Source organism: Brucella sp. NBRC 14130, assembly GCF_040371715.1.
Taxonomy (GTDB): Bacteria; Pseudomonadota; Alphaproteobacteria; order Rhizobiales; family Rhizobiaceae; genus Brucella; species Brucella intermedia.
In genome coordinates, this window is sequence record NZ_BAABTE010000002.1 from 363734 (window position 1) to 389794 (window position 26061).

Below are 26061 nucleotides of genomic sequence, written 5' to 3' on the forward strand. Positions count from 1 at the left end.
GTCTTAAACCTTATAATGAGCAGTTGCCGATATGAAAGCGCACGGCGCACCGGCAACAAAACTGGACGCCCTCAATACGGGCGGTTCAAACGCGAACGGATGGGCAATTGCGGTCAGATTGGTTCTGGGAAATGCACTGATGTAGGTCGTGCCACGAGCCTGAATGACTGCACGGGTTCCAAACACGCGCGATTTCGGCTTGGCGGCATCAACTGATGCGATTGCCGCTGCCTGCACTTCCAGATCAAAAACCGGGCTGCCATTCCGATAAAGGATCTCGACACGGAACGTCCCGCGCCTTGAACCATCCTCCCACCATTCGACAATGCGGGTTTCCAGCTCAAACGCTGCCAGCGCCCGCTCTACGGCCCCACGGGTACCCTTAAGCCTATGCACCATCGGCGACGCCGCGATAACGCGGCGCTGTTGGGCTTCGGGCCAGTCTGCAGACCAGACATCAACCGAGACACCCATAGCCAGATATGGCAGCAGAACTTTTGGGCACGTGGCAGGATTCCAGATCGTCGCAATGACGGTGGGATCTACCGTCGCAATCCGTGCCACTTCAGCAGCGAGCAACGCAACAGTGAGTGGCGAAGAACGCGCAGGAAGAATGGAACGTGCGAGATCTGCAACGGCGTCAATTGCCTCACCTGGCGTCATTGCCACGATCCTTGCGTTTGAACCGTATTGACCGTGATTGTGCCGACTTGTCCGACACCTTTCGAACCCGGCTCGATATCAGCCACAGGCGAAACCACCTCAACAGTGACGTTGTCGTCGACCGCTGCGCGACCGCCGATAACCTCGCGCTGCACGGCCAAACCGATACGACGGCGAGACGCGGCATATGCAGTCAGTCGCTTTTTCGCTTCCGCCGCCATCGCCGACACGTCGACACCCGGTGCATAATAAAGAGTGACCTCGATATCGTAAGGCGTAACGGTCGCGGGCTCGATGCGGACATTGTCACCAATTGGCCGAACATCCTTCGGCGTCACCGCCTCGAACGCCCGGTTCAACAATGACTGATCAGCGGGTCCATAGGTAACCGTCGGAAGGATCACGATGAGAATTTCAGGTGCTAGAACCGGATCGCCGGTAGCCCGACCGGAAAACGGGTTCGGGATCAGCCCCATTGAATAGGCGTCTGCATGAAGTCCATTCGTATAGGTCGCAGCATCTTCCTCGGAATAGACCGCAACATCGGCGATATCCCGTTTCCCATCCAGCTCCAGAGCATGAAACGCATATGCACCTTCCGGCCCTGCGGTCGAAAACGCTTCAAACGCGAGTAGGATGCGGGCGCGGAATATATCGTCAAGTTCGACCCACTTCCCCAGAACCGGATCCCATTGCGAATTTTCCGGTTGATCATCCTCGGCATTGTCGTAGACAAGACGCGAGATACCGGCATAGGTCGCCGCTATATGGTCAAGGTCGCCGCCGATGGCTGTTGCCAGAGATAAGGCGCGGATAGCTTCATTGACCCGCTGGCGAAACTTCATTTCCTGATAGCCGCCGCCTTCCGAAAAAGCGATCACCATCGGATCAGTTTCCAGCTTCTCAACATCGTAAGAAACGCCGAACCGCTCCAGAGCGGCAATCAGGTATTCGTCGCGTGAGCTTTTGATTTCCTCGAAATCAACTGCGACGACGCTTGGAACATCGCCAAGGTCAGCCAGGTTCGGCGCAACAAAGCGGCTCATGACATTGTCCTTGCTATGGTGATGTTCGTGGAGGTCTCGCCTTCGGTCACTGAAAAATCGCCCTTGTGACCGTTCGGGTAATAGACACCCCGTATCTGGAGATCGATGACGCCCTGTTCGTTCAGATCGCCTATGTTTATGCCGGTTACCGCAAAGCGCGGTTCCCATTTCGCAATGGCCATGGCGCAGGCTGAATAGATACCGAGAATGACGCGGTCATTCATCGGTCTATCGATCAGGCCCATCAGCTCGGAACCGAAGTCCCGACGCATCACGCGAGATCCAACTGGTGTTGTCAGGATGACCTCAATCGACTGCCGAACATGGTCAAAGCCCGCCAGCAGTGAACCATCCACGTTCGAAAAGCCGAGGGATGACATGGCCTATTCCTTTACCCGGCGCACAGCCTTTTGCCGTTCGGACGGCTTTTCCAGCTGATGACCGTATGGAGCCATAAATTGTTTGGCGACGGCATCCGGCATTTCCTGCTCGGCAGCTTTGGCTATGTAATAGGTGCCGCCGTAAAAGCCGCTTTCCTTCACGATGACTTTCATCGCCGTTTCTCCTTTGGTCAGTCGCACGACCACTTGGTCGCGCCAGAAATGAGACTTGCGCCACAACCCGTCGTGTCGCCGGTTCGCGCCACGGGATCGCCTTCGCAGATGAATTTCGATGATCCCGACACAATCGGCGTGACACCGTGACCGGGAATGGGGCAGGAATGCAGATCGCCTTTTCTGGCGATGAGCTTTCCCTCGCAGCTCCACTTGTCGGCAGAAGAAATTACGGTGCCGCCATGACTGGAGGTATCACCGAGACGAACGATCAGTGGCATCAGGCGAGGTTTCCGTTGGAGGCAGTAAAAGTGATGTTTGCCGCATCAATCGTGACAGTGTCGTCGCTGATGAAAAAGCGGACACCGCCCTTGACAATCACCGCGTCCGGCCCGTCGTGCGGGCGCGGGTTTGCATTCGAGTGCGTCGAGAAATCGATGACGGCGTCAGTCAGGTCACCGCTTTCCGACATGACATCGACCTGCTGTCCGACCGTTGGCGGGATATGTGTCGATATCCCGCCCGCTGCTATTTCCTTCCACGGGATCCAGCCGGTTCGGAAGGGTTGCTCGCCGCCCTCGATTTTCACGCGGGCAACACCCTTGCCATGGTCGATTTCGTCAATCACGCCGGTTCGACGATGATTGGCCAGACGGCGCTCGACCTCGAACAGTCGACGGTGCAGTTCGACGAGAATATCAGCGAGATTGTCAGCCATCAGATTTTCTCGAAATCGATCCGCGTAATAGCTGATTCTGTCGCTTCCGCTGCGAGTGGAGGCATATCGCAAAGCGCCCGCGCCTCATCTAGCGTGAAACCAAACCGCCGACGTTGTTCTATGGAGTTAAGCTGGGTGACGGCCAAGCCCATCAGTTCTTGCAGTTTCTGCAAATATGGATGCTGGACCGCTTCCATCTGATCGAGCAGTTTCTGCCATACAGAGGTCGCCGCAACCGGCTCGCCGAAAACCGGATCCGGCAACAAATCACAGGTGATACTTTGCTGATGCGCTGCCATACGGGTGCCGGTTTCGGCATCAGCCGTTCGCCTGCGCTCGACTTTCACGACATCGCGAACAAGCGTCCGCCATATCTCTGCCCATGGATTGTCTGGATCCATCAAGGCGGCGATTGATTGTCTATCGACAACATCGAGAAACAATTCGAAGGCAGAGTCCGTTGCGGGTATTCCCGGAATGATCGTGCTTTCGCCTGTCTCCTGATTGGTTTCGACCATCGACGCTGCGACGCCGGTTTCAATCAAAAGTTCAGTAAGTCCGTTCTGCCAGAGGCGTCGCGCACCGCTCAGATCTTCCGCCTTCGATCCGTCGGTATAAACCGAGATAAAGGGCTTCTCCTGATCGGTGCGAAGGCTACCGTCCGCGCCGACATCAATCGATCCAATTTCACTGTCGAGAACATTGGAACCGACCGAAGTCGCACCGTTAAGTGCCTCGATTGTCGCGATACGCAGTGCAATTCGACCTATTGACATCAGATCTGCCCCAGTTTCACGACGATGAGATTGCTATATCGATCCGATACTGCGGCGACTTCAAACCAGGGCTTTCCCGCCCGATCATTCGCGCGGATCTTGTCGCCAACCTTCGGATCGGGACCGAAATAGGATGAACGATCCAGAAACAGTTCCGCCTCGCCAAGCGATAGGCGAGATCGATAAGTCCCGGTAGGACCGGGAGCGCGCGAGTCGTCCCCACCGACATGCAGGAGCGCGATAATCTCGACCGTTGGCCGATCAGGATCCACGACCTGCTTTTTCATGAAAGACAGGCGAACCGACTCGCCATAGCTACGCGCCATCTTTTGATCGACCATAGCTTCCAGTTTTCGCCAGTTCGCCATGTCGCTTATACCGAAAGACGCACCGCGCCGAAGTCAGAAGGGTTCGCTGCCACTTCGGTAGCGTGACCGATGAAGGTGTTACCGGTCGCTGTCGTCGAGATATTCTTGTCAGCGGCGACGTAATAGACCTTTGCACCCACAGACCAAGCCTGCGCGGAAACCTTCGGCAAGGCGAAGACGCCCTTGGTTGCGATTTCCACATCTTCGCCAGCTTTTGCGGAGAACTGGGCAACGCCGAACAGATCGCCGACAACCACCAGGTCGCCAGACTTCACGTCAGCTGGAGCCGGAACGGTGACGCTGTCACCGGGCTGAATATAGTTTTTCATGGGAGTTTTCCTTATGAAGGATCAGAACGGAAAGGACGGCGGGTCAATCTGACCCGCCAGCACTCGATCAGGCTCCAGCGTTCTTGTAGCCAAATCGATAGTCTGTCGCGCCACAGCCGAAGTCGTGTTCAACCGACATGCTGAAACCCTGACGCCCGAACGGCTCATCCATGCGCACGCGCGGTGCCTCATAGCCTTCCAGATAGCCCCAGCGATAGTTCGAGCCTGCTGCCGGGTCAGAGAACAGATGCCATGCATTACCCTTGATCTGGGTGCTTTCGATCAGCTCCAGCCTGCCAGAGAAAATGTTGACATTCGCAACTGTCGCAGGCGTGATCGATGTCAGAAGCTTTTCGGCTTCAGTAAGCTTATCCGGCCCGACAAGCATGATGCGCGGCGAGTTGGAGAGCAGCGGATTTCCATCCTTGCTTTCCTGCTTGCCCATAGCCGTGCGACCCAGTCCGACACTGTCGACGGTGATGGCAGCAGCCGTGGTGGCAAGGTTCTTATGCTCTGCGTGGAAGACCGGCTTTCCGTCAGCAAGGTTTCCGTTGAAGGCACCCGCATAGAAAGTGACTTCCTCGAACAGTGCCACCGACGCACCATAGCTGGTCAGAAGCTCGGAGATCGCACCCAGATCGTCGTTGATCAGCATCTGGCGGCTGATGTTGAGCGCGATGGCATAGCTAAACGCCTGCACTTGTTCCTTGCCTTCACCGAACGAGCCGTATTTGATCTCGCCGTTTTCCAGCACCTTTTTCAGAAGCGGGAAATCACCGACCTTGACGGTGGTATCGGGACGGAAATCACGGAAATTTCGCTTGCGTGCGAAACGCTTGAATGTCGGCTGGGCAAGCGCATAGCGCTGTTCGAGCGTCCGGTTGACGGCACCTTCGAAAATCGCCGGGAAATCCGAGGTCGAATGCGAAGCGCGCGTAAACACATCGTCGATGTCACGGGCATTCATCATGCGACGACCGCGATAGTTGACGCTCTCGGCGGCCAAATCGACAAGGCCCATGCCCATATACTGGCGAGCAGCTGCAGAAGGACCGGCCTGCGGCGTCGGTGCACCAAGGCCGTATGCCAGCGCCTCGATCTGGGCTGACCGACGAGTGACCGCCTCATCGTGAACCACATCAACACGCACACGGCTGTCGGTCGGGCTCTGGCGCTCATTCGAGACCATGTGATCGAGAAGCAGGCTGCGGAACTGCTCGACCGGTGTGCCTACGCGAACATGCTCGCGACCGAGATCCGGGAAACCGGAACGGGTAGCCAGGTCCTCAATAATGCTGGACCGCTCACGCTCGGCGCGCACACCCTCGTCGACAGCGGCTCGGACCGAAGGATCAACCGACGGTGCGTTGCGTTGTTCGTTTTCCATCCGGGTTATATCCGCACGGACCTGGTCGGCCTCAGCCAGAATACCCGCATGTTCCTGTTCGATTGCCCGAACCGCATCTTCATCCAGATCGTCGGTAATACGGGCGCGGGCTGCTTCCGCACGGTCTGTGATTTCTTTCAGCTTCGAACGCAGGCCCAGCAAGGCAACGTTGGCACCGATCAGGTGCATTCCGTCAGGCTGTACGAAAGCACGATAATCGAGGGATGCTGCATGCGATGGATCTGCGGCGAACAACGCCATAGCCAGACCGACGCAGACAAATGCGGCGACGGTCGCGAAAATGTAAGCACCCTTTTTCATGGTGTGCGTTTCCTTCTATGTACCGGGCAAAAACAAGCGCCGTCGCCCTGCAACCCCGGAGAATTGCAGGCGGCAAACTGGAATTTGATGATTGCTGGATTAGGCGAGGCGGCGGACGGCTTCGGCCATTCTCATCCGGGCTGAGGCCGCAAACGTCGAGACCGGTTTACGGTCGATCATGAGCGGGAACGTATCTGCGTGATTGCGAACCTGAGCGCCGGGATCTGCCGGAACCGTTACAAACGAAATTTCATTCGGCGTCCAACGCTCGACGAACACCTTTTCGACATCGCCCTTTTTCTGGGCTTCCTCAATACGGATCTTGTCGATGGAATAGCCGACAGACACGTTCTTGATAATGCCATCGGAGACCAAGCCGAACATGCGGTCGGCGCGCTCGTCGATCCCGGCTTTTGGAAACCGGATCTTCGCTTTACCTTCACCGCCATCAACCCACGCCCGTTCGACAACCGCGACCTGCGAAAAGGTCGACCAGACAGAATGACTATCCAGAACCGGCGCACCGGCATTCATCCGCGATAGGTCAATTGCCTTATCGCTGACAAGCAGGATCTCGTCGAACGGGACAACCGTATCCCAGCCGACATAACGGCGACGGCGAACAGTTGCGCCGGTAGTCCATACCAGATCCAGCGTGCGCGTTTCAGCATCGACACCGGAAGGCAACAGCCGGACTTCCTGCATCTGCATCGGCAGACTGTCCGGCATTTTGCGCAGGTTAAGTTTCGTCATCGTTTTCGTCCTTCTCAGGAGGATCATCAGTATCAACGGGCTGCTGGACCTGACCCGCCTGCGAGATGCGGCGCGGGTCGCTGTCGAGGATAATGCCGCGCTTGTCGAGCTTGGCATTATCCGACTGGATTTCGTCCAGAACGTCATCAGTGTTTTCGCCGGTCTCGGCAATTGCGGATGAGAGCGAACGAAAACCGGCGCGAACTTCCTTGATCCTGGCGTTCACATCTTTCAGCGGATCCGCCGAGTAGAAACGCGGCGGCGACCATTCAACCGCCACTGTCGGAGTGCTGATCTTCCCGGCGAGATAGGCAGCTTCACAGAACCAGTCCCACATCGGCTGCAACAGCATTGGAATGATGATCTGCCATTGCAGCATTGAGATCATGCGCCGGAAGCCTTCCAGACCGATCTTGCTCGACGAATAATTGACCTTGTCGAGCCGACCTGTCATCAGCGCGTAGGGAACGCGCCAGCCAGCTGAGATCGTATGCAGCATCGAAACTTTATAAGGATCGTAGCTGTCGGTTACGGCTGGCTGTGAGAATTTCATATCTCGACCGCCGACCGCATTGTAGAACATTCCCGGCGTGAACTTTTCGACACGCTGCCCGTGCACGTTGTAAATGCCCGGTGTTGCGGCTTCGCCATCCTTGCCGGTCAGCGGCAACCCTATCGTGTCGTCAATGTCACCGCCGGTCATTACTCCGACAATGCAGGACTCAAGGCGCTTTCTAACAAGCTCTGACTGCTCATACTCGGCAAGGTCGAATGTATCGTCCATTGCTGGCGTCCCCCATGGAACGCCCCTGACCTGCGTGCGCTGTTTTTCGAAGACATGCGCAATATCCGCAGCCGGAACGGGCTTCGAAACGATGGTCGATTGCGGGTCAAAAAAGCTGTTTCCGGGGTGAGATCCGAACATCCAGTAGGCGCGCTTGCGGCCTATCGCATCGAACTCGATCCCCTGAATTGCCTTGCCGCCGCCAGATAATACCCCTTCCTTGGTACTATCGAGCAGGTCCGATTCAATCACCTGCAGCTGCAGCGGGACCGGCAATCCATCTTCCAACCTGCGGCGGCGGCGGCGTACAATACCGTCACCACTTTCAAACATCTCTCTGACGGTCAGGGCAACGATGCCGTTGAAGTCGAGATCGCCATCAGCATCGCAAACCTTGCTCCATTCGTGGAAAAGCTTGATTGCTTCCTTGTCTTTCGAGCGTGGAATAATGCCGTCGCCGATGGCATGGCTGACCAACTCGGAAACTGCTTTGGCCGCATAAGGATTATTGCGGACCAGATCCCGCATACGGTCGCGGAGCTTGCGACCGGCGCGCGCGATCTCGGCGTCTGCCGATGTCGACTTTGCATGACGGCCTGATTTCAGGCGATTTGTTTCCGCCCCGGAATAGCTACGCTGGACGATCTCCATTGCAGCCCGGTGACGAACACGGCGCAAGCCTGCCTCCGGCGACACGTAGCCGATGGCCTTATCAAGAATGTTCCCAATGCCCATTAGTCTAACGCCGCCAGAATAGTGCGAGGGCCGCGTGATTTACGGGCCCGAAGATCCGCAAGCGCTTCCCGCATATCTTTCAAGGAATGATATTCCACTTCACGGCGGGTGCCGCCTGAGTGGAATATGACTTTCTTCGCGCCGGTCAGAATAGCTTCCTCTAGCGCTGCGATCTGATCGTCTATTGACGCCATGACTATAACCACTCCGAAGGTGCGATCTGTGGAAGGGATGAAACAGGTTTGATTTCCGGTGGCGTCGACAACTCGCCCTCACGGTGCGCCCAGTTCGCATTCACCATCTGGCGAGCGGCGAAGGCATAAACCGTGCAGTCGAGAGCTTCGTGTCGTCGCCCCGGCACCGGAACGAATTGCCGGACCGTTTGTCCGCGCGAATATTTGACTACCAGTTGCTCGCCCACGAGCTGCTCAAACCAAACAACAGGCAGAGCTTTCGAAAAGCGCATGGAACCTGCGCGCGCCAGCCGACCGAAAATGTGGCTCTTGATGCCATCGACACCGACGATGAACAGCTTGCCGCCCTTCACGGTCGATTTGGATTTCTCAATCCAGGGTCGGTTGCCGCCCACGCCCTTGATCGCAAACACGCGCCTGCGGAACCTTGGAAAAGCATAACGATAGACTGTTTCCATCGTTTCGCCGTCCGAGCTATCGATGCAGGTGGCATCAACCTTGATCTTGCCGCCGAGCGGATGATCCCATTGCGTGCCGAGTGCGACATCCAATTCCGACCAGGTCGTGTGATCGTCGTATCGGCCCCAGATCACTTCATGTCCGAGGGCGTAAGGAATCCCCTCTTTGTCCCAACCTATGAAGGTGATTTCCAATCGATCATCCTGCACGTCAACGCCTGCGGTGATGATGAGAACCTGAACAGGAATGCCGGTCGTGGCGGTCGCATCGTCATCGTCTGGAGTTTCCGCAACCAGGCTAAAATCTTCAGCACGACTCGCAAGCTCGATGTCATCCAGCTCGTCAGTGTTTTCCTTCCAGCCTTGCGCGAGGATCGTGTTGATGAAGGTTTGAAGTTTCGACGGATCATTCTTCGCGCCGACAAACTCTTTCGCCAACCGACCCCATGACGCATTCGGTAGCAGTGAAATCAGGGCGTTCATCCGAAACCCTGCATGGTCCTTGACTTCCGGCTTCAATGCCCGCCAGCGACCATTCGCCACCATGCCGGGCTTGTGGCGCTCATCGATAACCGAGCCGCACTCCCGGCAAACATAATAGGCCTTCTCCGGCTCACCTTCCGGCCACTGAATGTCTGACCACTGGATCTCATGGAAGTGTCCGCACTCAGGGCAAGGCACCTCATAAATTCGCTTGTCCGACTGCTCATAGGATTGCAGCACATGGCTGGTTTCCTCATAAACCGGCGTCGACCCCATAACGATCTTGCGATCCGCAAACGACAGTGTCCGGCGCTCGGCGAGCAGGATCGGCGACCCTTCCTTGGTCGCCGACATGCCGTCTGCCTCATCGATAAACAGGATGCGAACATTATGGCGGCGCAGGTTGCGCGGTGCCTTCGCAGCAATGACTTTCAGAAACCCGCCTGGAAAGCGCCGGGAAAGCAGAGTGTTCCTGCCACCCTCATCCACATCGCCGGTCAACAATCCGTTGAGCGCTGGCGAGGCATCAAAGATCGGCTCGACATCCGAAACCATATAGTCACGGCAGTCTGCCTCAGTAGGCAGGAGCGAAAGGATCGGCGACGGATCGTTCGAACAGAAACTGGCCATCGCGCTTGTCAGAAGCGTCGTGAAGCCGACGCGCACCGGCTTCACCAGTGTGACACGCTCAAGCGCGCTATCGCCGATAGCGTCTGCAATCTCGCGCTGCGGTGGCCAGAGCCTCACCCGACCCGTGAGGGATGAAACACCCTCCGGTAGATAAACTGTTTGCTCAATCCACTCCGAGAGCTTCAGTTTCGGTGGCGGCGTCAGGGCTTCCCAAACTGCCCGCCGCGTGATCGCCAGAGCCGTCGTCATCGTCCTTTTCACCAAGCTCTGTAAGTGCTGTGCGAATTTCCTCGTCGATCAGGTCGACATCGAAAGTGGTAAGGTGGGGCAGCATCTGGCGGCATCTGGATGGAACCGCCATCATCACGTTTCGGACTCGTCGGGCTATCGAAACCCATTCGTTGCGCACCTCGGCAATCGGGACCAGTTCCTTGCGCATTGCCGCGTTGCGCATTGCTGCCTGGTCGGCTTGCTCGCGTGCCAGTCGGGCACGTTCGGTTGAGAGCGCGTCGACATTGTCACCGCCTCGACCTGCCGCGATCCCGCGCAAATGCTCGCAGTAAAGCTGGACTGATTTGCGCAGGTCGAAGCGATTCCGACCTGTCTTCACGATGATTCCACGGCCGACGTAATCAGATATTGCCCGCTTTGAAACACCGAGAATCTCAGCCATATCCGCTGCTGTTGTATCGGCGTCGTTTTCAGGCTCTTCGTCATCCTCAATCGGCTCTTGCTCCGGCAAAAGCGGCTGCGCGGCCTGGTCGACGTGCTTCTTGTGCGATTTTGCAGCAAAGCTGGGGCTGACGCTGAACTTTTCCGCTGCTTGCCGGACGGTATGGCCTTCCTCAATGAAGGCTATGACCTGCTGGCGCAGCTCGTCTGAATACCCTTTGGCCATGTGATTCCGATTCCATTCAAAGGGCGGTGGAATCCCCCTGTAAAAATTCACAGAGACCGAAATCCCGCAGTCGCGCTCACCCGCTCCGGTGATAGGCCCGGAAAAGGACCCAATGGAGGGGGGATGGGGTCAGGATCGGTCGGTCGGGTGCGCCGCCCCTCGATCCGCTCATCGGTCAAAGGCGCGCCCACCCGATCTCTTAAGGCAGCAGCTTCTTGATTGCGGCATCGACGCGCTGTTGCAGCAAAGGTGCGGCTGTCCTCTCAAATGCCGCTCTCGTCGCGCCTTTGGTCATTTCCACCGGGATGAACACGCCCGACCGGGTGTAGGTGATCTTGGTTCCAGACTTGTTCAGCCTATGGAAAGCATGGCCGTAAAATTTTGGAACGTTGACACGACCGGGAAAGCGTCCGCCTTTCAGAAACGATCCGGCGAACAACTTCCGCTGACCGAAGGGCTTTGCGGAAACGCCTGCGCGTAACTCGCGAGGCGAAAGGTACTTCAGGCGGATGTCACCACCACGCGTCACCATTTCGTAGGAAAGCTTGCCCGGTCGAGCAACGCCCGGATCTCCGATAGCCTTGACGATAGTTTTTCTCGCAAGGCCGGTCTGCTTGGTCAGGTTTCGGACAACTTGCGTTTTCGCCCGATTGCCGACCTGATTGACGATGCGAGGAAGAACTTTCGGAAATCGGGAATTGAGAACCGCGATCCTTGTTCCGAATAGCGAAAGGTGCTTGTCAGCCCAGTGTGCTGTGATCGTTGCCATGGTAGCAATTCCACGTCACTTGCAGGCGCTGCTGCTGAAATAGTCATCCATGGTGCAGAAATGCTTTGCGCATCCACTCAGTGCGAAGATGACCAGCAACAGTGCGATCAGGACAAACAACCGATTGTCGATGGTTCTGATCATTGCCCGACCTTTCAACAAAACCGTTTATCCTTAGTACAAACGAAAAGAGCGCCTTTCGGCGCTCATCGTTCGGCAAAATTTGGACATGGCTTACGCACTGGCCCTGAATCGATGTCTCTGGATTGAGACTGTCAGAGCGGGGTCCGAGCGTGGCCACCTCAGGAACTTGTCCCCACGTGCTACCGTGTATTGAGGATCACTATCTAAACCGGATCATCCCGTTAGCAGATTACGCTCACAATGGTTCGAGAATTGCAATAGGCACTGTCATGGCAACTGGTCTGCCCATGATTGAAACTTCGATCACGACCAGACCGTTGCCCTTCGTGCCACCCGACACCAGCTCTGCACGGCAACCCGCAAAAGGACCATCGGCAACGCGCGCCCATTTAACCCCGATAAACTTGCGGTGAAAATGCTCGTAATCGTACTGACCATCTTCGGCTTTCACTCTGAAAACAAAGACTTTTTCTGCACTGACCAGAAATGGCGTTTCGTATCCACCAAGGATCGAAACAACATTATCGAAGCTCAGCAGACCAGCAAGGCATTCGTTCGAAATCATGCATCGTGCAAGCACATAACCATTCATGACCGGCTGTTTTTTCGCCGGTATCTCCCGCCCTTGCCTGCGGATCTTGGGCCCCATTTTCATGGGGACAAGCACTTCGATATTTTCTTTTTCGAGCGCTTCCCGCACCGAAAGTTCGCGCCCTGACATCACCTGAAGCACCAGCCAAGGAGAATCATCACCCGCGCGATTCGCTGTCTGCGCTCTCATTCGAGCTACTCGTCGACGCTCTGCGAGCACCTTGTCGATAGCGCAAGCCTGCTCGAATGTCGGCTGTCTGGTGATAGCATCTGCAAGCTGCTTTGCGTCAATTGCCATCATTTTCACCCAATCCCCTCAGTGCGATTTCGAAACCATTCAAACCGTCCGGCCCACCAGCCGGGAAATAAGCCCACTCGGCATTGCCGGGATCAGGGAACCATGGCCAGCCTTGCTGGCTGTGGAAATCGGCCCATGCCTTCCACTCGTCGCCGCCAATGCGAACCTGCACGAGCAAATCCTTGATCGCCTGCAAGCGAGCTGGAACAAGCGCACCGCGCCCACCGGCTGCACGCTCGAAAAGCTCATTGACTGCCGGGAAACCTTGCTTGGCCTGCTTGTCGTGCAGCAGATATTCCTCGGAATAGCGCCCGCTATCGACCAAGCCTTTTTCGATCTGGGTCAAGCCAACAACGCGAGTGGGACCGTTCAGCAAAAGCTCATAGACCCTCGCACCCCACATCTTGCCCAACGGCGCTGCCTGCGCAGATCCGGACTGCTCGACTGCGACCTTGGCTGGAAGTTTTTCCCAGCGTCTTTCCCGAAGATAAACCGCATAGGAGCAAACCAGCTTCCGACCCGTCGCTTTCGCCGCCTCGATATAGCGCGGAGCTTCATCGACTGCCGCCTGGCGTTCCTCTGGCGTCATAGACAGCCAGACGCGGAATGCCTCAGGCTCGCTATCTGATATCGCTGTGGGCCAAGCATGGAAACCACGCTTGAACGAACGCTCGACAGATTTCCGGCTTTCCCTTCCATCGTCCTCGCTCTCGCGCGCTCTCTCACCTAATGGTTTATCTAATGGTTCTATTACGGTTTGGGTGACATGGTGACACCCGTCGGCGTCGTCAATGTCACCCGTCGGCGCTTCCGTTGTCACGGGTGACACCATGACACCCGTGACACCATGACACCCGTCGGCGGCAGGTTTTCCGGCCTGCAAATTATCCAGTGCCCGCATGTCGAAATCGTAACGCGTTGCCTGTCCAGGACGCCCGCCACCTTCGGCTATGACAATCAGCAATCCCTCATCAACAAAGTCGCGTAAGTGGCGCTGCACGGTGCGCTCGGAAAGCTCTGTTTCAAGCGCAAGCCGTCCAACAGTAGGCCAGATACCGCGCCCGTCATCGTCCGCGAAATCTGCGAGACGGATTGCGAGCATCTTACGGCTCGGCGACCCTAGCTGGGCCTTGAAAAGGCGAGACATGACAGCAATGCTCATTCTGCTGCCTCCAGATATTGAGCGGCAGGCAAACGCCCCCACTGGTCAGCCATTGCGGCTGCTATCCCTGTGAAAAATCGGCTGCGCTCGCGCCAACGGTCAGGACCGGGCGGCATACGATGCACGCGCGCCTCCCTGCCCTCGACGATGTCGGTCGCAGTCAGCGGCGGAAGATTGCGCAGCCACAAACAGGTCCGCTTGACCTCACCATGCCCGAATTGCCACGGCTGGACGCTCTGTGCGGGTGGCGCATAGTTCGTGATCCGCGCCTTGGCATGCTTGTGCATGACAGGGTTTTCGACGCACACGCGATGAATGGGTGCGTTCCAGAATGTCGAAAACAACTCTGCCGCCTCATCCAGCTCGCGCCAGATCTGCTCGACAGTCTTGCCGCGCGGCGGCACCGTCAGCCAACGCACGCCGGAATTGCAAAGCCGCGTGCACGGCGGATGCGCGACGATCAACAGATCCCAGCCATCGCGCAGCAGATCCCGCGCATCGCCGACAATATGACGGTTTGTTTTGTCCTCGGCTGGCAGCAGATCGCACGACCACGCATCATGCCCCGCGTCGAGAAATGCATTGCGTACCGTGCCGGAAAACTCACATGCCACAAGGACACGCAACGGCTTGACCGTCTCGGAATGTATCGTCATTTCCCCACCATCAGCCACGCCTCGAAATCGGCGCGCAAATCGCACCACCGATCCGCTGCGGCGGCATCGCTATTCAGTTCTTTTCTTGATTTGATGCGCAGCACGGCGCGCAATGCATCTGCGGCAGTATCAGCCGTCAGCGGCCCCTCAGCGCCGTGCCGTTCTTCCAGATAGATCCGGAAGGATGCCTGATCGCATTTCATGGCAGCTTCCGCCGCGAAGTCCTTCCAAACACGCTGTTTTTTCTGGACAGGCGCTGCCTTGCGAGACGCTGCGATTGCGCGGTCGACGAGACCAAGCAGAAACCCAACCATATCCGGCGCGTTGACCAGAAAATCGATTTCATCTGGCGTTGCAACAGGATGAAAATTCGCAATTTCGATCAATTCGCCATTGCGTGTTTTCGCCTCGACAAACGTTCTGTTGTCGACACAGCAAAGCTGCCAGCGGGCACCATCAAGCGCCCGAAACCTATCCTTGATCTTTCGCAGCTGGTCGGCGTCAGAGGTCATATCGCCTCCAGCCATTCGATGATGTCTATGCCGCAGTTGAGCGCCAACTGTCGCTCCGCACTCGCCCCCTTGGACGCCCGCCACCCAGGCAGCAACACTATGGTGTCAGCCTCCAGGCAGATGAAGTTGCAATATGACGCGAACGCCTGCCGGATCGGGAAAAGCTCCAGGGGGCCTTTGTGCGGATATTCGGCGGGGTTATAGACGCGATGCCCCGCCAAGCGGAGAGCGGCGGCGGCTCTGCGAAAGGTCGGATAATTGAAATCCGGCAATCCCGTCATTGGCCCGGAAAGATAAATGATGCGCGGGTTTCCCAACGTGGCGATAAAGCAATTGGAGCACATTATGCAGCCTCCACTTCGGCAGCAGGTGCTTCATATCCCCACACATCCCAGCCGGGACGCTTGCGCCGCGCGTTCAGCTCCAGCTTTGGGAGATCTGGATAGAATTTCTCGATTTGCTCGGCGAAATATTCGGGCTTGGCGGAATGCTCGCCCTTCTTTTCGACATAGACCGTCGGCGGCAGCATTTCCGGCAATGGGCAAGCCACCTCGCCGCGCCTGCCGATAAGCAACAGCTCGTGACGATCCCTGCCCCAGTAACCGGTGCCGATATCAACCTTGTCCCAGACCCAGTGATGAATGTAGGTGAAACCGCAAGCCTCCATAACCCGCAGGGAATCCGGCAGCATCGGGTTGGTAGCCCAGAGGAACAATACAGCGGGATGATTGCCGCCGATCAGCTCCACCATCTGAGCGACGATTTCGTCGGTGGTCATCGTCGGATAGTGATTCTCGGCGCTTTTTTCGCGCCCTGTCACTTCCGAATGAACCCTAAATTTCCAGGCCGGATCTGCATAATAGACTGGATAGAGCCGATCCAGCTTTCCCGGTGCCATTGCCTTGCCGCGTTCGGCGGTCAGCGCCATTTCGGTAAGCCTGACAGCATGGCGCACTTTTTGTTGTTGGGCGCGAATGCTCTTGTTCTCGACCTTGATACGCTTTTCTTCCGCCAGCGCACCCTCGACCCAAGCAATTTGCGCAACATCCGACGGGAGAGCTTTCAGGCGATCCAGCGCCACTCCATTATCGAGCCGCGTGCCGCGCAGCTTGTCGAGCGCCGCCTTGCAGATTTTCTCGCCTCGCTCGGCATCGCGCCGGATGCTTCGCTCTGGCTTTCCGGTCAGTTCTGCCGTGGCGGCAACAAAACTCTTACGCTCTGCCCGGTCGACCAAGTGGCCAACTTGGCCGCTTGATTTGCGGTCGCCACCGTGGCCCGTTTCCGGATATTTCAGGAGGTAAAGTTCCTTACGCCGGAAAACAAACATGGCGCGGTCAGCTGGAGTCAGCTCGGCACGGGCAAGATTCTCGTCGATCTCCCAAAGCTCGGCATCGAGCGCACTTTCCTTGCGCACAAATGCAGGGATTTCCTCCCAACCAAGCGCCAGTGCAGCAGCAAGCCGGTGGGCTCCTGCCGACAGAATATAGCGTGGCGCATCCTTCCGCCTGCTGTCATTCACCCGAACCGTGATCGGCGTCCGCAAGCCCAGCTCTGTAAAGGACGGTTTCAACGCCTCGACTTTCGCCGGATCCACATCGCGCAGGCGCTTGCCCGTATCGATATCGGCTATCCGGATCATTTCAGGTACTAGCGCGTCCATGTCACCGCCCCGCAAGAAACAGAAAGAAGATGAGAAAAGCCGCGACGGGTGACTCAGCAACCAACGCGGCACAAACGATCAGCGCGACTTCGCGCGGTGGGAAACGGGCGATCATAGGCCGATCCGCCGAAGCGGCTCCCTGCCATGCAACTTGCGAAAATCGTCGCGCAGCTCGACGAGCTTTTCCCAACCCATGACCTGCCAGCGTCCATCGACCCGCTTGACGGCGAAGCGGTTTCCCTTGCGTCGAACCTCGACACCAAAACCCTGCAATTCATATTGCGTGGCATCAAAACTGGACCTGACACCGGCTTCGAAACGACGGGGCCCGCCATGGTCAGCCAACCATTGCTCGACGAGTGAGGAAACAGCAGTCATTTCCCCGCCTCCAAACGCCGCAAAACATTTTCAAGCGCGCGCATCGCCTCACGCACTTCCTTGGTGATTTCCCGCTTTTCCCCAGCGTCAATGCGTCCATCTTCCAGCGCCGTAACGATGGATTTCGAAACGTCCATCGCCTCGGACATGACGCGATGTGCGTCCATTTCAGTAAGTGGCGCACCGTCCGAGGATTTTCCCGATGCTGATGATGCCGGGACAAGCTCATATCCGAGCAATCCGGCTGCAGCCTTTATGATCGTCGGCGTTTGTGCGCGTCGGTCGACCTCGACCACGACATCAATCGGCATGAAACTGTCGGCATGCTCATCGCCAAACGATGCGTACTTCGAAAGCGTCGACACGCCGACACGGGTAAAGGGCACGATGCAGGAAATGCCGCCCGACAGCATGTATGCACCGTCGGTAGCAGACTTGAGGGAACGCTGTTCTTGCTCGGAAATTGTGCGCACGGAAACACCCTGAGAATTTCAAGGAAAAAAGTTTGTCTAAGGATTCGATGAAGTTGGTCAGCCCAGCCGGTACGACTGAGAAATCAGACTAACCAGGTGGCCCACAGGCCGAGGAAACGACCGATGAATTCATTACACCGCACCCCCCAGAACAGAGGAAACCGGGGCGCGTCCGGCGTCATCCTTACGGCGCGCCCCGGCTTTTACGCCCGATGGGAGGATATCAGGCGATTGGAAACTGGTTGCAGGAGCGGGATTCGAACCCGCGACCTGTTGGGTATGAACCAACTGAGCTACCGCTGCTCTATCCTGCGACAAAGAAGCTGGAGCGTCCGAGGGCGGCAGGGACGCTCCAGCATCACCCGCAGAGGAACCAACGGGCGAATTCGTTTCAATATCAGGCCTAAACACATCATCCGGCCAAACAGCATCGTTCGGCCAATGATTGGAGAGCCATCGCAAGGCACCATTAAGACGAGAGACCGTTAGATCGCCGCCATTCCGCAGCGAACCAATCTTTTTGCTATCTCCAAACAAACGACTGCTTACGGTTTTGTCCTGCAAATCCGTCGCACGCTTGTAGCTATCGATAAGGATCAAAAGGTGCTCAATCTCAATCATGAGCAGAAAATCGGTTATTTTACCGAAAATGTCAATCAACCAATTCGGTTTTCTTATCGATACTCTGGAAAACCTGGATTCGGTAATATTACCACTATGTTATCAGATGTACTAAACCGGATCCAAAAGCGGCTTGACGCTATCGGCCTCAAAGAATCACGCGCTGCGACTTTGGCAGGATTAAGCAATTCGGCCATAAGGAACATGAGACGCGCTGTTGCGGCAGGAAAAGATCAGGGGGCTTCAATCAAGACGCTTGAGAAGCTCGCACCTGTATTGGGAACAAACGTCGCATGGCTTTTAGAAGGTACAGGCAACGAGGAAGGTGATTTATCTCCCGCCGCCATCGCCGACGTGCCTCTTGTGTCATGGGTGAGCGCCGGTGAACTTACACATCAAGATCCGGTAGTCGACCTTGACGACTATCCCACAGTTCCAACGGTTAATTTACCAGAGGGGAATTGGATAGCGCTAAGAGTCGAAGGGCCATCAATGAACAAGATCAGCCCTCCAGACTCCATAATTTTCGTCAACCTTAACGACAAGCGCCTCGTACCAAACGGCTGCTATGTCATCTGTGATGAAACAGGTAAGGCAACCTACAAACGCTATCGCCCTGGCGAAGAACCACAATTCCAGCCAGCCTCATATGAAAACATTCAGCCGCCCCACTTGGAAGGCGCGATTAACGTCATTGGTCGAGTGAAGCGATCAATTATCGACATGTAGACCCCTGACCCCGCCCAACAGGCGGGGTTTTTGTTTGCTATGGCGAATAAGTGATTCGGTTCTTAAATCGAGCTTATTGAATTTAAATTCGGTAATTTTACCGAGACCTATTGCAAATCGGTTATTTTACCGATATCGATATAGTGCCCCCAACGGAAAGCCGGTGGCGCTAGATCGGGAATGAGCACAAGCGCCATCGGTTCTCCCATCTCTAACGGAGAAGCACGATGATCCAGTACCAAACCGCACCAATTGCCAAGCCAGCGCCACTCTGCGCGCAGAGCATCATCGGCAAGCTTGCCGACACGATGTTGGAAATGGCCTTTTCCGGCCAGAACGTCACCCCAGAAACATTGGAAAGCTACGGATTTAGCAAGGATGTTGTCGAGCGTTATGGCGCACGCGCCACTGCCCTCGCCCGCCGTCGCTCAATCCGCAAGATCGAACGCTACATTTAAGTGGCGCCGATCCTTCCAGATCGTGGAGGGTGGCATGATAAAAAATGGCTCAGCTAAGAACGAGACGGTAAAGCCCGAAGCAAAACAGGCCGATGCCGACAAGGCTAAGTGTTGTTCCGACAAGCGTGAACCTGTGCGGGTTGCCCGTGATGGTGCCGACTGGCCTTCCAAAGTCATCGGAGTAGATCGACTGCTGTATCTGACGATTCCGCATTTGTCCTACGCCATACAGGATCATGCCAAGGGCAATCAAAAAGGCGTTCTTATCGCTTGCGACAATGGATGGAACACCCATCGCAACCCCGGCCACGACAAGCGCTATAGCCCATTGCGCATGATCGCGCAGTTCTTTGGCATCCATAATCAACAGCCCGCCTTTGCAGAAATCCAATTCCGATTTCATTTGCAGTCAGACGGATCATTTTTGCAAGAGACGATCCTGCCGCATGGCTGGGTTGTGGTGGAGACGTGTCCAGGTAACGACGAGGCGTCATCATGAACGATTACCCGAAAGATTCCGCTATCCGGAACGACCCTACGCTGATCGGCCAGATGGCCTATGAAGCATCGCTCGCAGCCTGCCCCCAATATCAGAACGGCGACCCGCGACCATCATGGGCGCAACTCAGCGAGGCTGCACAGTGGTCTTGGTCGCGCTCGAAACAGCTTCCGTAAGGACCAACGCCACACGGAAAGGATTGTGACATGGCAGAGCATTTCAATATCAGCCCGCACATGACGGCAGCGGATTTCGATTGCCCTATCCGCAACACTTATCTCGGACAGGCGCATATCGCCGGAACGGGACCGAAAGGCACGACCTGCCGCCAGTGTAAGCATTGGGGAAAGACAAAGTTCATCAAAGATGAACACGGCAACTATGTCGAAAAGTTTGCCCCCCCCCCAAGCGAAATGGAAAGAAGCACAAGCTCTTTCCGGGCGAGCCGAAAGACGCCTACTGCCTCAAGCCCATCCTCAACAAAGCAAAGCGAGCCATCCCGCATCGCGCGTTGTCGTGCCGATTTTTCGAGCCGAGCGAGAACCCGATGCCGATTCTCACCGGTAAGGATGCGTAACCATGCAGGATAATCACGAGTTTAAAACCGAGACAGGCGGCTTTCACCTGCCGACAGCATACCAGAGTGAGGACAACGATCTGAATTTCATGATCGTGCTGTCCACCCTGATTGCATGCGTCGCCTGCGCAGCCATTCTGGCATCGCGAATTTTCGGCTGATCGACCGAATTTTATGGCCCGTTGGTCAGATCAGGAAGAGCGGCAGGCCATAGCGGACGAAACCCGCGATGCCGTTCTCGATACGATCTTCAACCAGTGGCGCGAGATCCGCACATCCGGCGCGTCTGCCGAAGACGCCCTGGACGGTTTGACCGAAGGCCTACTGGCAGCGGTCGCATCACTCATCACCACAGTAACCGTGCCGGAGAGGCGCGAGGCAATGCCGCGATTAGCGGCAAACCGATTGATTCATCAGTTCAAAATCACCCGCGAGAGGGGCTTGGATCCGCATGACTAAGATTGTCGCATACAAAGGCTTTGACGCCGAGCTGCGCTGCCGTGGCTTCCAGTTTGAATTAAACAAGAGCTTCCAACACCAAGGCAGCGTCGTCGCTTGCGAAAGCGGTTTCCATGCCTGCGAATACCCTCTTGATGTGTTCGGATATTATCCTCCAGCGAGCAGTCGTTATGGAGAGGTAGAGCTTTCCGGCGATACCAGCAAGGAAGGTAAAGACACCAAAATTGCAGCCGCCGAAATCACCATCAAAGCCGAATTGAAGATCCCGGAACTGATTGCCGCAGCCGTGCGCTACATCGTCGACCGTGCCAAGCGGATCGATGGCCAACATGCAACCGGCGAAAGGGAACTGATTGAGGTTCGGGGCGACCGAGCGATTGCGACCGTATCGGGACATTGGAGCGCTGCCACCGCATCGGGAGACCAGGGCGCTGCCACCGCATCGGGAGACCAGGGCGCTGCCACCGCAACGGGATACCAGAGCGCTGCCACCGCATCGGGAGACTGGAGCGCTGCCACCGCATCGGGAGACCAGGGCGCTGCCACCGCAACAGGATGCCAGAGCGCTGCCACCGCATCGGGGAACCGGAGCGCTGCCACCGCATCGGGAGACTGGAGCGCTGCCACCGCATCGGGGAACCGGAGCGCTGCCACCGCAACCGGATGGCGGAGCGCTGCCACCGCAACCGGATGGCGGAGCGCTGCCACCGCATCGGGGAACCGGAGCGCTGCCACCGCAACAGGATACCAGAGCGCTGCCACCGCAACAGGGATCCAGAGCGCTGCCACCGCAACGGGTTATCAGGGCAAGGTACGCGGCAAGGAAGGCTGTGCGCTGTTCCTCGTCGAACGTAACGACCAGATGGAAATCATCGCGGTATGGGCAGGCGTCGCCGGTCAGAACGATATTAAGCCGGATACGTTTTACATCCTCCAGAACGGCCAACCAGTCGAGACCGAGTAATGGCCCGATCTCGCAAAAAACCTCCAATGACTGCCGAGCGCGTAGAAAATGCGCTCGACATCCTCGCGCGGATCATGGCTGGGGCACCGAAGGGCGAAGCCGTCCTTATGGTTCCGCTATGGAAGCGCCTGGAATCCGAACTGGAGAAATTGCGAGACGCTGAGGACGTAGTAGCCAAGGCAATCAGTCGCTTACAGGCTCGAACGCAAGTTTCACCTTAGGAACAAGGCAACCGACCATGAATATGACCAATCTGCGCGCCGCCAACGTCGCCCGCGATCAGGAATGGAACACCGGCAGCGAACGCGTATCAATGACATTTCGCGCCACCGAGCTTGCCGGTGAAGTCGGCGAGGCCTGCAATGTCATCAAGAAGCTGGAACGTGAGCGCATCGGGCTTGTCGGATCACGTGACACGAATGAGCATCTTGCCGAGGAACTGGCCGATATCGTCATTTGCACGGATCTTGTCGCGATGGATGCTGGCATTGATCTGGATGCGGCAATTGCCGCCAAGTTCAACGCCACGAGCGAGAAGAACGGACTGGCGACCCGGCTTTCTCTTCCCGTACTCGTGACGACACTTCCTTTCGAAGCGACCCCGGCAATGGTCAAAGCCGCGCTCGATCTCGTATGGGAAGAAAGCGAGACACATAGCGATCTCGTTAGCCGGTTGTGGCGCGCTATGGCGGCAGTTGCTCCGGACCAATCAGTTGCAGCGCGTGACGTGCTGGCCGAGCGCCGCCGCCAGATCGAGGCAGAAGGCTGGACACCGGAGCACGATGATGAACATAGCAATGGTGAAATGGCTCGCGCTGCGCTCTGCTACATTACAGCAAAGGAACGCAGTCACCTCCCAACTGTGCCATTGAAGTGGCCATGGTCCGACGCTTGGTGGAAGCCTGACGGCTATCGCCGCAATCTGATCAAGGCTGGCGCACTCATCCTAGCTGAAATCGAACGGCTCGACCGCCTTTCAGCATCAGCTACGGAGGGTGAAGAATGAGCAAGCTACTTCCCCACCATGAGCGGATTCTCATCGCCCTGGACGAGTGCACCGCACCCTATGGCGAGTTTTGCGCCAACTTCAAGCGAATCGCCCAAGTCGCCAACTCAGAAGACATTCCCGAAGTCCGCCGCATAGTTCGTGCCTTGGCGCGCAAAGGGTTTGCTGAGTTCTGGCGCGGATTAACCACCGACGATGGAGACTTCGCGGGGGCTGGCTATTGCATCACGCCAGCCGGTCGCGAGTTGGCGGCTTCCCACCCATCAGGAGGCGACCGTCATGGCGATTAAGCACCAATCGCAATGCTACCGCACGTTTGCCGGCGTGAGATGGCCGAACTTGTGCGATCTGTGCGGGCCAGATCACGAAGCCGCCGCGACCGCCGTTCGCAAGGCTGGTTACCGCATCAAGGTGCAAGCTCATCCTGACGGCTTCCGTCGCGCCTTTATCCACATTGACGACTTGGCGAAAGCGGCGGCTGTTTTTAACGAATATTTGGAAGGCGACCGTCATGGTGAGTGAACTGAAGCCTTGCCCGTTTTGCAGTAAAACCATGATGTTACGTAGTGCTTTATGGCCTTCCGAAGGCGATGCGGATGCCATCATCCATGCTGATCCTACAGATTGCCCTATGCTTGGCTTTAGCGACGGATCGGCTGATGGCAGCATAATTGAAAAATGGAATTGCAGTTTATCCAACGAGGATGACTTCCCCTCTGATGGGTCGTGTGTTCGCTGCGGTTCTGTACCTCGCAATGCGAACGGCCTTTGCAACACGTGTTTGGACGAAGATGCGGAGCGTCTAGAGAACACCCGCACCACCCCCGTTGCTCCCGTATCGCCGGATACTGACGGCAAGTGCGGGGAGTTGGTGACGGAGAAGGAAGCCTTTGCCGACGCTTTCCCACAGCCTTCTCGAAAGGTCGGCGGCGATCCGTGCGGAGAATGTCGTCTTCAACCGGGAGAGACTTGCGATATCTGCGGTGCGAATGCTGATCATGCTGACGACTTAACCGTTGATTGCTTTGCAATTGCCATAGAGACGGTGGAATACCAGTTCAAGCCGGGTGGAAATGACTATTGGGCTAACACCACCGCCCATAACCTTCCGGGGTACAAGGCGAAGGGCTGGCAAACCCGCGAACTCGTCACCCGCTCGCAGGCTGAGGAGCTATTGGCGGCGGAACGGGCGGAGAAGGACGGATGGAAAGAACTTCACGACGCTGCCCAGGTGGCCGTTAAAGAGCGGACAGAAGCCTGCAACAACCTCTACAAACAGGTGAATGACCTGAAAGCCGACAACGCGGCGAAGGATGCGCGGATTAATTTCTTGGAGCGAGTAACCAAGGACCAAGAGACACAAATCACCGCACAGGAGGTCCTAGAAGCCAAGCTCGCGTCTGCTGAAAAGGCGATGGAAGCTGCCCGCCCCTATGTCGAAGATTACGACACGAGGAGGCATAATACTGGCGTAGACGAAACGCTCACACAGATAGACGCCGTGCTGGGAGGGAAGCCGTCATGAGAGAACCGAGCGAAACAGAAATCTTCAACGCCATTGAATACGCAATGCGCTGCCATCCTGTCGAGGAAGAGCATGAAGGCGAGGACGGAGCTTGGACCGCTGAGATTTATGACGCGACCAGCCTGACGCCCTTCGTCATGTGCCTTCTTAGAGAATTGAAGGTGATTTCATGACCCAGAACCTCATTACCCGCCTCTCCAAGCTAGACGCGCCTGACAGGGGGATGGATGCGGAGATTGAAGTTGCTGTTCGCCGCATCGAGGCAGCCCGATCAGGCTTAGCCGAAGAGTATTGGGCGAACTGGAAAGCTTCGCCAGACGGCACAGTCTACGATCCTCACACACGTTATTCCTCGAACCCCTTCACCGCCTCTGTAGACGCCGTTATCGCTCTGGCGAAACGTGTCTTCGGTAAAGTTGGGTATTCAGTATCCGAAACTGAAGATGATGGAGAAGCTCCGTTCGCCTTCATTCATGTCAATGGTGAAGCTTATCTAGGTGAAGGCGCAATGCCCGCCATCGCACTTCTGATCGCCCTCTTGCGCGCAAAGGAGGCCAACCAATGACACCCAAACCAGGCAGCAAAGAAGCAACCGAACAGGGATGCACCTGCCCTGTCATCGATAACGGCCATGGCAAAGGCTACATGGGCGGTGTGAAGGACAAGGACGGAAACGTCATGTTCGTCATCAATGCTAGTTGCCCGATCCATGGCGAGGAGGCCGGCAATGCCGAGTAAGGAACACCTAGCGCTCAAGTTCGACATTTGCACGATCTTGCAAAGCGCCAAACCAGATGAAACGGTGAAAACCGCCGGTCTCATCCTATCCACCATCCTCGCCGCTCTACAGGAGCCGACAGATGAGATGAAGCGTAAGGGTATCATGTATACTGATTTCCCGTCGCAATGCTGGCGCGCCATGCTCGCCGCATCAGCACTTGGGGAGCAGAGCGAATGACACCTTGGACATGGCATGCGGGCATCATTGGAGAGAACGTTTACGACTTGGCCGAGGAACCGACCCGCGAGCGCGTAATTGAAGTTGCAAGCAAATACTTGGCGGTTGGCGATCAGTTCCAGATTATTGAAGCCAGATCAAGTGATGCTCAAAAGTACGAAGGCTCTGACTTTGTGCCATTCTTACGCACACGCAACCATGAAATCATTAGCGTTTGGGCTGATACAGGGAAAGCCGGTCGCCAAGCCCTGAAAGGCGGTGGGGAATGAGCCGTCTGGATCGCGCCGTTATACGAAACGTCATTTCTGGGAATGTTGCATTCACCGATGAGGTCGCCAAAAGGTTTGCGGATATAGGTATGCTGCATCTATGCCGAAACATACCAACGGACCGCTGGCACGTCATCATAACAAGCGGCGACCAAATCAAGCTGAGCTGGCTGGCGCATATGTGCCTTTCAATTGCGTCGGAATATTCAATTCATGGCCGCGCCTCACTTCGGGAAAAGGAGTGAGGATGTCATAT

42 protein-coding genes and 1 tRNA gene are annotated in these 26061 nt (G+C 56.5%); 17 read left to right on the top strand and 26 right to left on the bottom strand.

The genetic code is table 11. From position 1 onward, the window contains the following. Positions 1 to 3: 3 nt before the first annotated feature. The 26 genes from ABWW28_RS05255 to ABWW28_RS05380 all read right to left on the bottom strand — a co-directional run bounded on the left by ABWW28_RS05255 (position 4) and on the right by ABWW28_RS05380 (position 18054). Positions 4 to 663, bottom strand: coding sequence for a phage tail protein I (locus ABWW28_RS05255; RefSeq protein ID WP_353390438.1), 660 nt, complete (start codon positions 661 to 663; stop codon positions 4 to 6). Continuing rightward, the gene (locus tag ABWW28_RS05260; RefSeq protein WP_353390440.1) at positions 660 to 1709 is read right to left on the bottom strand and encodes a baseplate assembly protein; all 1050 of its coding nucleotides are present in this window, start codon (positions 1707 to 1709) and stop codon (positions 660 to 662) included. Before ABWW28_RS05260 ends, ABWW28_RS05255 begins: the two co-directional genes overlap by 4 nt. Then, positions 1706 to 2089 carry a GPW/gp25 family protein gene (locus ABWW28_RS05265; protein ID WP_112588037.1) on the bottom strand — a complete coding sequence of 128 codons (384 nt, stop codon included), beginning with the start codon at positions 2087 to 2089 and terminating at the stop codon, positions 1706 to 1708. The genes ABWW28_RS05260 and ABWW28_RS05265 overlap by 4 nt, the downstream gene beginning before the upstream one ends. Before the next feature lie 3 nt (positions 2090 to 2092). Continuing rightward, positions 2093 to 2263 (bottom strand): hypothetical protein, encoded by a 171-nt coding sequence (locus tag ABWW28_RS05270; RefSeq protein WP_353390442.1) that lies wholly within the window; start codon positions 2261 to 2263, stop codon positions 2093 to 2095. Positions 2264 to 2280: 17 nt separating this feature from the next. Continuing rightward, entirely contained in the window at positions 2281 to 2544 is a 264-nt protein-coding gene (locus ABWW28_RS05275; RefSeq protein ID WP_012092174.1) for a PAAR domain-containing protein, read from the bottom strand. Further along, entirely contained in the window at positions 2544 to 2981 is a 438-nt protein-coding gene (locus ABWW28_RS05280) for a phage baseplate assembly protein V (RefSeq protein WP_151654484.1), read from the bottom strand. The genes ABWW28_RS05275 and ABWW28_RS05280 overlap by 1 nt, the downstream gene beginning before the upstream one ends. After that, entirely contained in the window at positions 2981 to 3757 is a 777-nt protein-coding gene (locus ABWW28_RS05285; protein WP_353390445.1) for a hypothetical protein, read from the bottom strand. Before ABWW28_RS05285 ends, ABWW28_RS05280 begins: the two co-directional genes overlap by 1 nt. Continuing rightward, a complete protein-coding gene (locus tag ABWW28_RS05290) occupies positions 3757 to 4125 on the bottom strand; it encodes a hypothetical protein (protein ID WP_353390447.1) in 369 nt (122 codons plus the stop codon). The genes ABWW28_RS05285 and ABWW28_RS05290 overlap by 1 nt, the downstream gene beginning before the upstream one ends. Before the next feature lie 5 nt (positions 4126 to 4130). Next, complete coding sequence (locus ABWW28_RS05295; RefSeq protein WP_353390449.1) at positions 4131 to 4454, bottom strand: DUF2190 family protein; 324 nt, start codon at positions 4452 to 4454, stop codon at positions 4131 to 4133. Between the two features lie 67 nt (positions 4455 to 4521). Next, entirely contained in the window at positions 4522 to 6162 is a 1641-nt protein-coding gene (locus tag ABWW28_RS05300) for a phage major capsid protein (RefSeq protein WP_353390451.1), read from the bottom strand. Positions 6163 to 6261: 99 nt separating this feature from the next. Beyond that, positions 6262 to 6915: an HK97 family phage prohead protease gene (locus ABWW28_RS05305; RefSeq protein ID WP_112588026.1), complete on the bottom strand. Its 654-nt coding sequence runs from the start codon at positions 6913 to 6915 to the stop codon at positions 6262 to 6264. Beyond that, positions 6902 to 8434, bottom strand: coding sequence for a phage portal protein (locus ABWW28_RS05310; RefSeq protein WP_353390453.1), 1533 nt, complete (start codon positions 8432 to 8434; stop codon positions 6902 to 6904). Before ABWW28_RS05310 ends, ABWW28_RS05305 begins: the two co-directional genes overlap by 14 nt. Next, positions 8434 to 8628, bottom strand: coding sequence for a phage head-tail joining protein (locus ABWW28_RS05315; RefSeq protein ID WP_041545160.1), 195 nt, complete (start codon positions 8626 to 8628; stop codon positions 8434 to 8436). The genes ABWW28_RS05310 and ABWW28_RS05315 overlap by 1 nt, the downstream gene beginning before the upstream one ends. Before the next feature lie 2 nt (positions 8629 to 8630). Continuing rightward, entirely contained in the window at positions 8631 to 10448 is a 1818-nt protein-coding gene (locus ABWW28_RS05320; protein ID WP_264358659.1) for a phage terminase large subunit family protein, read from the bottom strand. Further along, the gene (locus ABWW28_RS05325; RefSeq protein WP_353390456.1) at positions 10363 to 11097 is read right to left on the bottom strand and encodes a MerR family transcriptional regulator; all 735 of its coding nucleotides are present in this window, start codon (positions 11095 to 11097) and stop codon (positions 10363 to 10365) included. The genes ABWW28_RS05320 and ABWW28_RS05325 overlap by 86 nt, the downstream gene beginning before the upstream one ends. A gap of 199 nt (positions 11098 to 11296) precedes the next feature. Next, a complete protein-coding gene (locus ABWW28_RS05330; protein ID WP_247996789.1) occupies positions 11297 to 11866 on the bottom strand; it encodes a hypothetical protein in 570 nt (189 codons plus the stop codon). Positions 11867 to 11881: 15 nt separating this feature from the next. Further along, complete coding sequence (locus ABWW28_RS05335; protein ID WP_255412134.1) at positions 11882 to 12010, bottom strand: hypothetical protein; 129 nt, start codon at positions 12008 to 12010, stop codon at positions 11882 to 11884. A gap of 235 nt (positions 12011 to 12245) precedes the next feature. After that, positions 12246 to 12902, bottom strand: coding sequence for a transcription termination/antitermination NusG family protein (locus ABWW28_RS05340; RefSeq protein WP_353390458.1), 657 nt, complete (start codon positions 12900 to 12902; stop codon positions 12246 to 12248). Beyond that, positions 12889 to 14061, bottom strand: coding sequence for a helix-turn-helix domain-containing protein (locus tag ABWW28_RS05345; protein ID WP_353390460.1), 1173 nt, complete (start codon positions 14059 to 14061; stop codon positions 12889 to 12891). Before ABWW28_RS05345 ends, ABWW28_RS05340 begins: the two co-directional genes overlap by 14 nt. After that, on the bottom strand, positions 14058 to 14717 hold the full coding sequence (locus ABWW28_RS05350; protein WP_247996787.1) for a hypothetical protein: 660 nt from the start codon (positions 14715 to 14717) through the stop codon (positions 14058 to 14060). Before ABWW28_RS05350 ends, ABWW28_RS05345 begins: the two co-directional genes overlap by 4 nt. Next, positions 14714 to 15229: a hypothetical protein gene (locus ABWW28_RS05355; protein ID WP_353390462.1), complete on the bottom strand. Its 516-nt coding sequence runs from the start codon at positions 15227 to 15229 to the stop codon at positions 14714 to 14716. Before ABWW28_RS05355 ends, ABWW28_RS05350 begins: the two co-directional genes overlap by 4 nt. Continuing rightward, positions 15226 to 15573 carry a DUF4406 domain-containing protein gene (locus tag ABWW28_RS05360; protein WP_353390464.1) on the bottom strand — a complete coding sequence of 116 codons (348 nt, stop codon included), beginning with the start codon at positions 15571 to 15573 and terminating at the stop codon, positions 15226 to 15228. Before ABWW28_RS05360 ends, ABWW28_RS05355 begins: the two co-directional genes overlap by 4 nt. Further along, positions 15573 to 16889, bottom strand: a complete 1317-nt coding sequence (locus ABWW28_RS05365; RefSeq protein WP_353390466.1) for an MT-A70 family methyltransferase — start codon at positions 16887 to 16889, stop codon at positions 15573 to 15575. Before ABWW28_RS05365 ends, ABWW28_RS05360 begins: the two co-directional genes overlap by 1 nt. A 111-nt stretch (positions 16890 to 17000) precedes the next feature. Beyond that, positions 17001 to 17267: a hypothetical protein gene (locus ABWW28_RS05370; RefSeq protein WP_353390468.1), complete on the bottom strand. Its 267-nt coding sequence runs from the start codon at positions 17265 to 17267 to the stop codon at positions 17001 to 17003. Next, on the bottom strand, positions 17264 to 17740 hold the full coding sequence (locus ABWW28_RS05375) for a phage regulatory CII family protein (protein ID WP_353390470.1): 477 nt from the start codon (positions 17738 to 17740) through the stop codon (positions 17264 to 17266). Before ABWW28_RS05375 ends, ABWW28_RS05370 begins: the two co-directional genes overlap by 4 nt. Positions 17741 to 17979: 239 nt before the next feature. Next, positions 17980 to 18054 (bottom strand) — tRNA-Met (locus tag ABWW28_RS05380). Between the two features lie 289 nt (positions 18055 to 18343). Between ABWW28_RS05380 and ABWW28_RS05385 the strand changes: the two genes are divergently transcribed. The 17 genes from ABWW28_RS05385 (at position 18344) to ABWW28_RS05465 (ending at position 26050) form a co-directional block, all read left to right on the top strand. Then, positions 18344 to 19090: a LexA family protein gene (locus tag ABWW28_RS05385; RefSeq protein ID WP_376749548.1), complete on the top strand. Its 747-nt coding sequence runs from the start codon at positions 18344 to 18346 to the stop codon at positions 19088 to 19090. A gap of 227 nt (positions 19091 to 19317) precedes the next feature. Beyond that, a complete protein-coding gene (locus ABWW28_RS05390) occupies positions 19318 to 19548 on the top strand; it encodes a hypothetical protein (protein WP_353390472.1) in 231 nt (76 codons plus the stop codon). 34 nt (positions 19549 to 19582) lie between these two features. Further along, positions 19583 to 20047, top strand: coding sequence for a hypothetical protein (locus tag ABWW28_RS05395; protein WP_353390474.1), 465 nt, complete (start codon positions 19583 to 19585; stop codon positions 20045 to 20047). Further along, on the top strand, positions 20044 to 20223 hold the full coding sequence (locus ABWW28_RS05400) for a hypothetical protein (RefSeq protein WP_151607626.1): 180 nt from the start codon (positions 20044 to 20046) through the stop codon (positions 20221 to 20223). Before ABWW28_RS05395 ends, ABWW28_RS05400 begins: the two co-directional genes overlap by 4 nt. A 403-nt stretch (positions 20224 to 20626) precedes the next feature. Continuing rightward, positions 20627 to 20785, top strand: coding sequence for a hypothetical protein (locus ABWW28_RS05405; protein ID WP_158304330.1), 159 nt, complete (start codon positions 20627 to 20629; stop codon positions 20783 to 20785). Positions 20786 to 20798: 13 nt separating this feature from the next. After that, a complete protein-coding gene (locus ABWW28_RS05410; protein WP_140019604.1) occupies positions 20799 to 21083 on the top strand; it encodes a hypothetical protein in 285 nt (94 codons plus the stop codon). Then, positions 21076 to 22047 carry a DUF7666 domain-containing protein gene (locus tag ABWW28_RS05415; protein WP_353390477.1) on the top strand — a complete coding sequence of 324 codons (972 nt, stop codon included), beginning with the start codon at positions 21076 to 21078 and terminating at the stop codon, positions 22045 to 22047. The genes ABWW28_RS05410 and ABWW28_RS05415 overlap by 8 nt, the downstream gene beginning before the upstream one ends. A gap of 238 nt (positions 22048 to 22285) precedes the next feature. After that, entirely contained in the window at positions 22286 to 23053 is a 768-nt protein-coding gene (locus tag ABWW28_RS05420; RefSeq protein WP_353390479.1) for a MazG-like family protein, read from the top strand. Then, a complete protein-coding gene (locus ABWW28_RS05425; protein ID WP_353390481.1) occupies positions 23050 to 23343 on the top strand; it encodes a hypothetical protein in 294 nt (97 codons plus the stop codon). The genes ABWW28_RS05420 and ABWW28_RS05425 overlap by 4 nt, the downstream gene beginning before the upstream one ends. After that, a complete protein-coding gene (locus ABWW28_RS05430; protein WP_353390483.1) occupies positions 23333 to 23575 on the top strand; it encodes a hypothetical protein in 243 nt (80 codons plus the stop codon). Before ABWW28_RS05425 ends, ABWW28_RS05430 begins: the two co-directional genes overlap by 11 nt. After that, on the top strand, positions 23565 to 24578 hold the full coding sequence (locus tag ABWW28_RS05435) for a hypothetical protein (protein WP_353390485.1): 1014 nt from the start codon (positions 23565 to 23567) through the stop codon (positions 24576 to 24578). Before ABWW28_RS05430 ends, ABWW28_RS05435 begins: the two co-directional genes overlap by 11 nt. Continuing rightward, on the top strand, positions 24575 to 24751 hold the full coding sequence (locus ABWW28_RS05440) for a hypothetical protein (protein WP_353390487.1): 177 nt from the start codon (positions 24575 to 24577) through the stop codon (positions 24749 to 24751). Before ABWW28_RS05435 ends, ABWW28_RS05440 begins: the two co-directional genes overlap by 4 nt. Beyond that, positions 24748 to 25143: a hypothetical protein gene (locus tag ABWW28_RS05445; protein WP_353390488.1), complete on the top strand. Its 396-nt coding sequence runs from the start codon at positions 24748 to 24750 to the stop codon at positions 25141 to 25143. Before ABWW28_RS05440 ends, ABWW28_RS05445 begins: the two co-directional genes overlap by 4 nt. After that, the gene (locus ABWW28_RS05450; RefSeq protein WP_353390490.1) at positions 25140 to 25316 is read left to right on the top strand and encodes a hypothetical protein; all 177 of its coding nucleotides are present in this window, start codon (positions 25140 to 25142) and stop codon (positions 25314 to 25316) included. The genes ABWW28_RS05445 and ABWW28_RS05450 overlap by 4 nt, the downstream gene beginning before the upstream one ends. Continuing rightward, positions 25306 to 25536, top strand: coding sequence for a hypothetical protein (locus tag ABWW28_RS05455; protein WP_353390492.1), 231 nt, complete (start codon positions 25306 to 25308; stop codon positions 25534 to 25536). The genes ABWW28_RS05450 and ABWW28_RS05455 overlap by 11 nt, the downstream gene beginning before the upstream one ends. Beyond that, entirely contained in the window at positions 25533 to 25805 is a 273-nt protein-coding gene (locus tag ABWW28_RS05460) for a hypothetical protein (protein WP_353390494.1), read from the top strand. Before ABWW28_RS05455 ends, ABWW28_RS05460 begins: the two co-directional genes overlap by 4 nt. After that, positions 25802 to 26050 carry a hypothetical protein gene (locus ABWW28_RS05465; RefSeq protein ID WP_353390496.1) on the top strand — a complete coding sequence of 83 codons (249 nt, stop codon included), beginning with the start codon at positions 25802 to 25804 and terminating at the stop codon, positions 26048 to 26050. The genes ABWW28_RS05460 and ABWW28_RS05465 overlap by 4 nt, the downstream gene beginning before the upstream one ends. Positions 26051 to 26061: the final 11 nt, after the last annotated feature.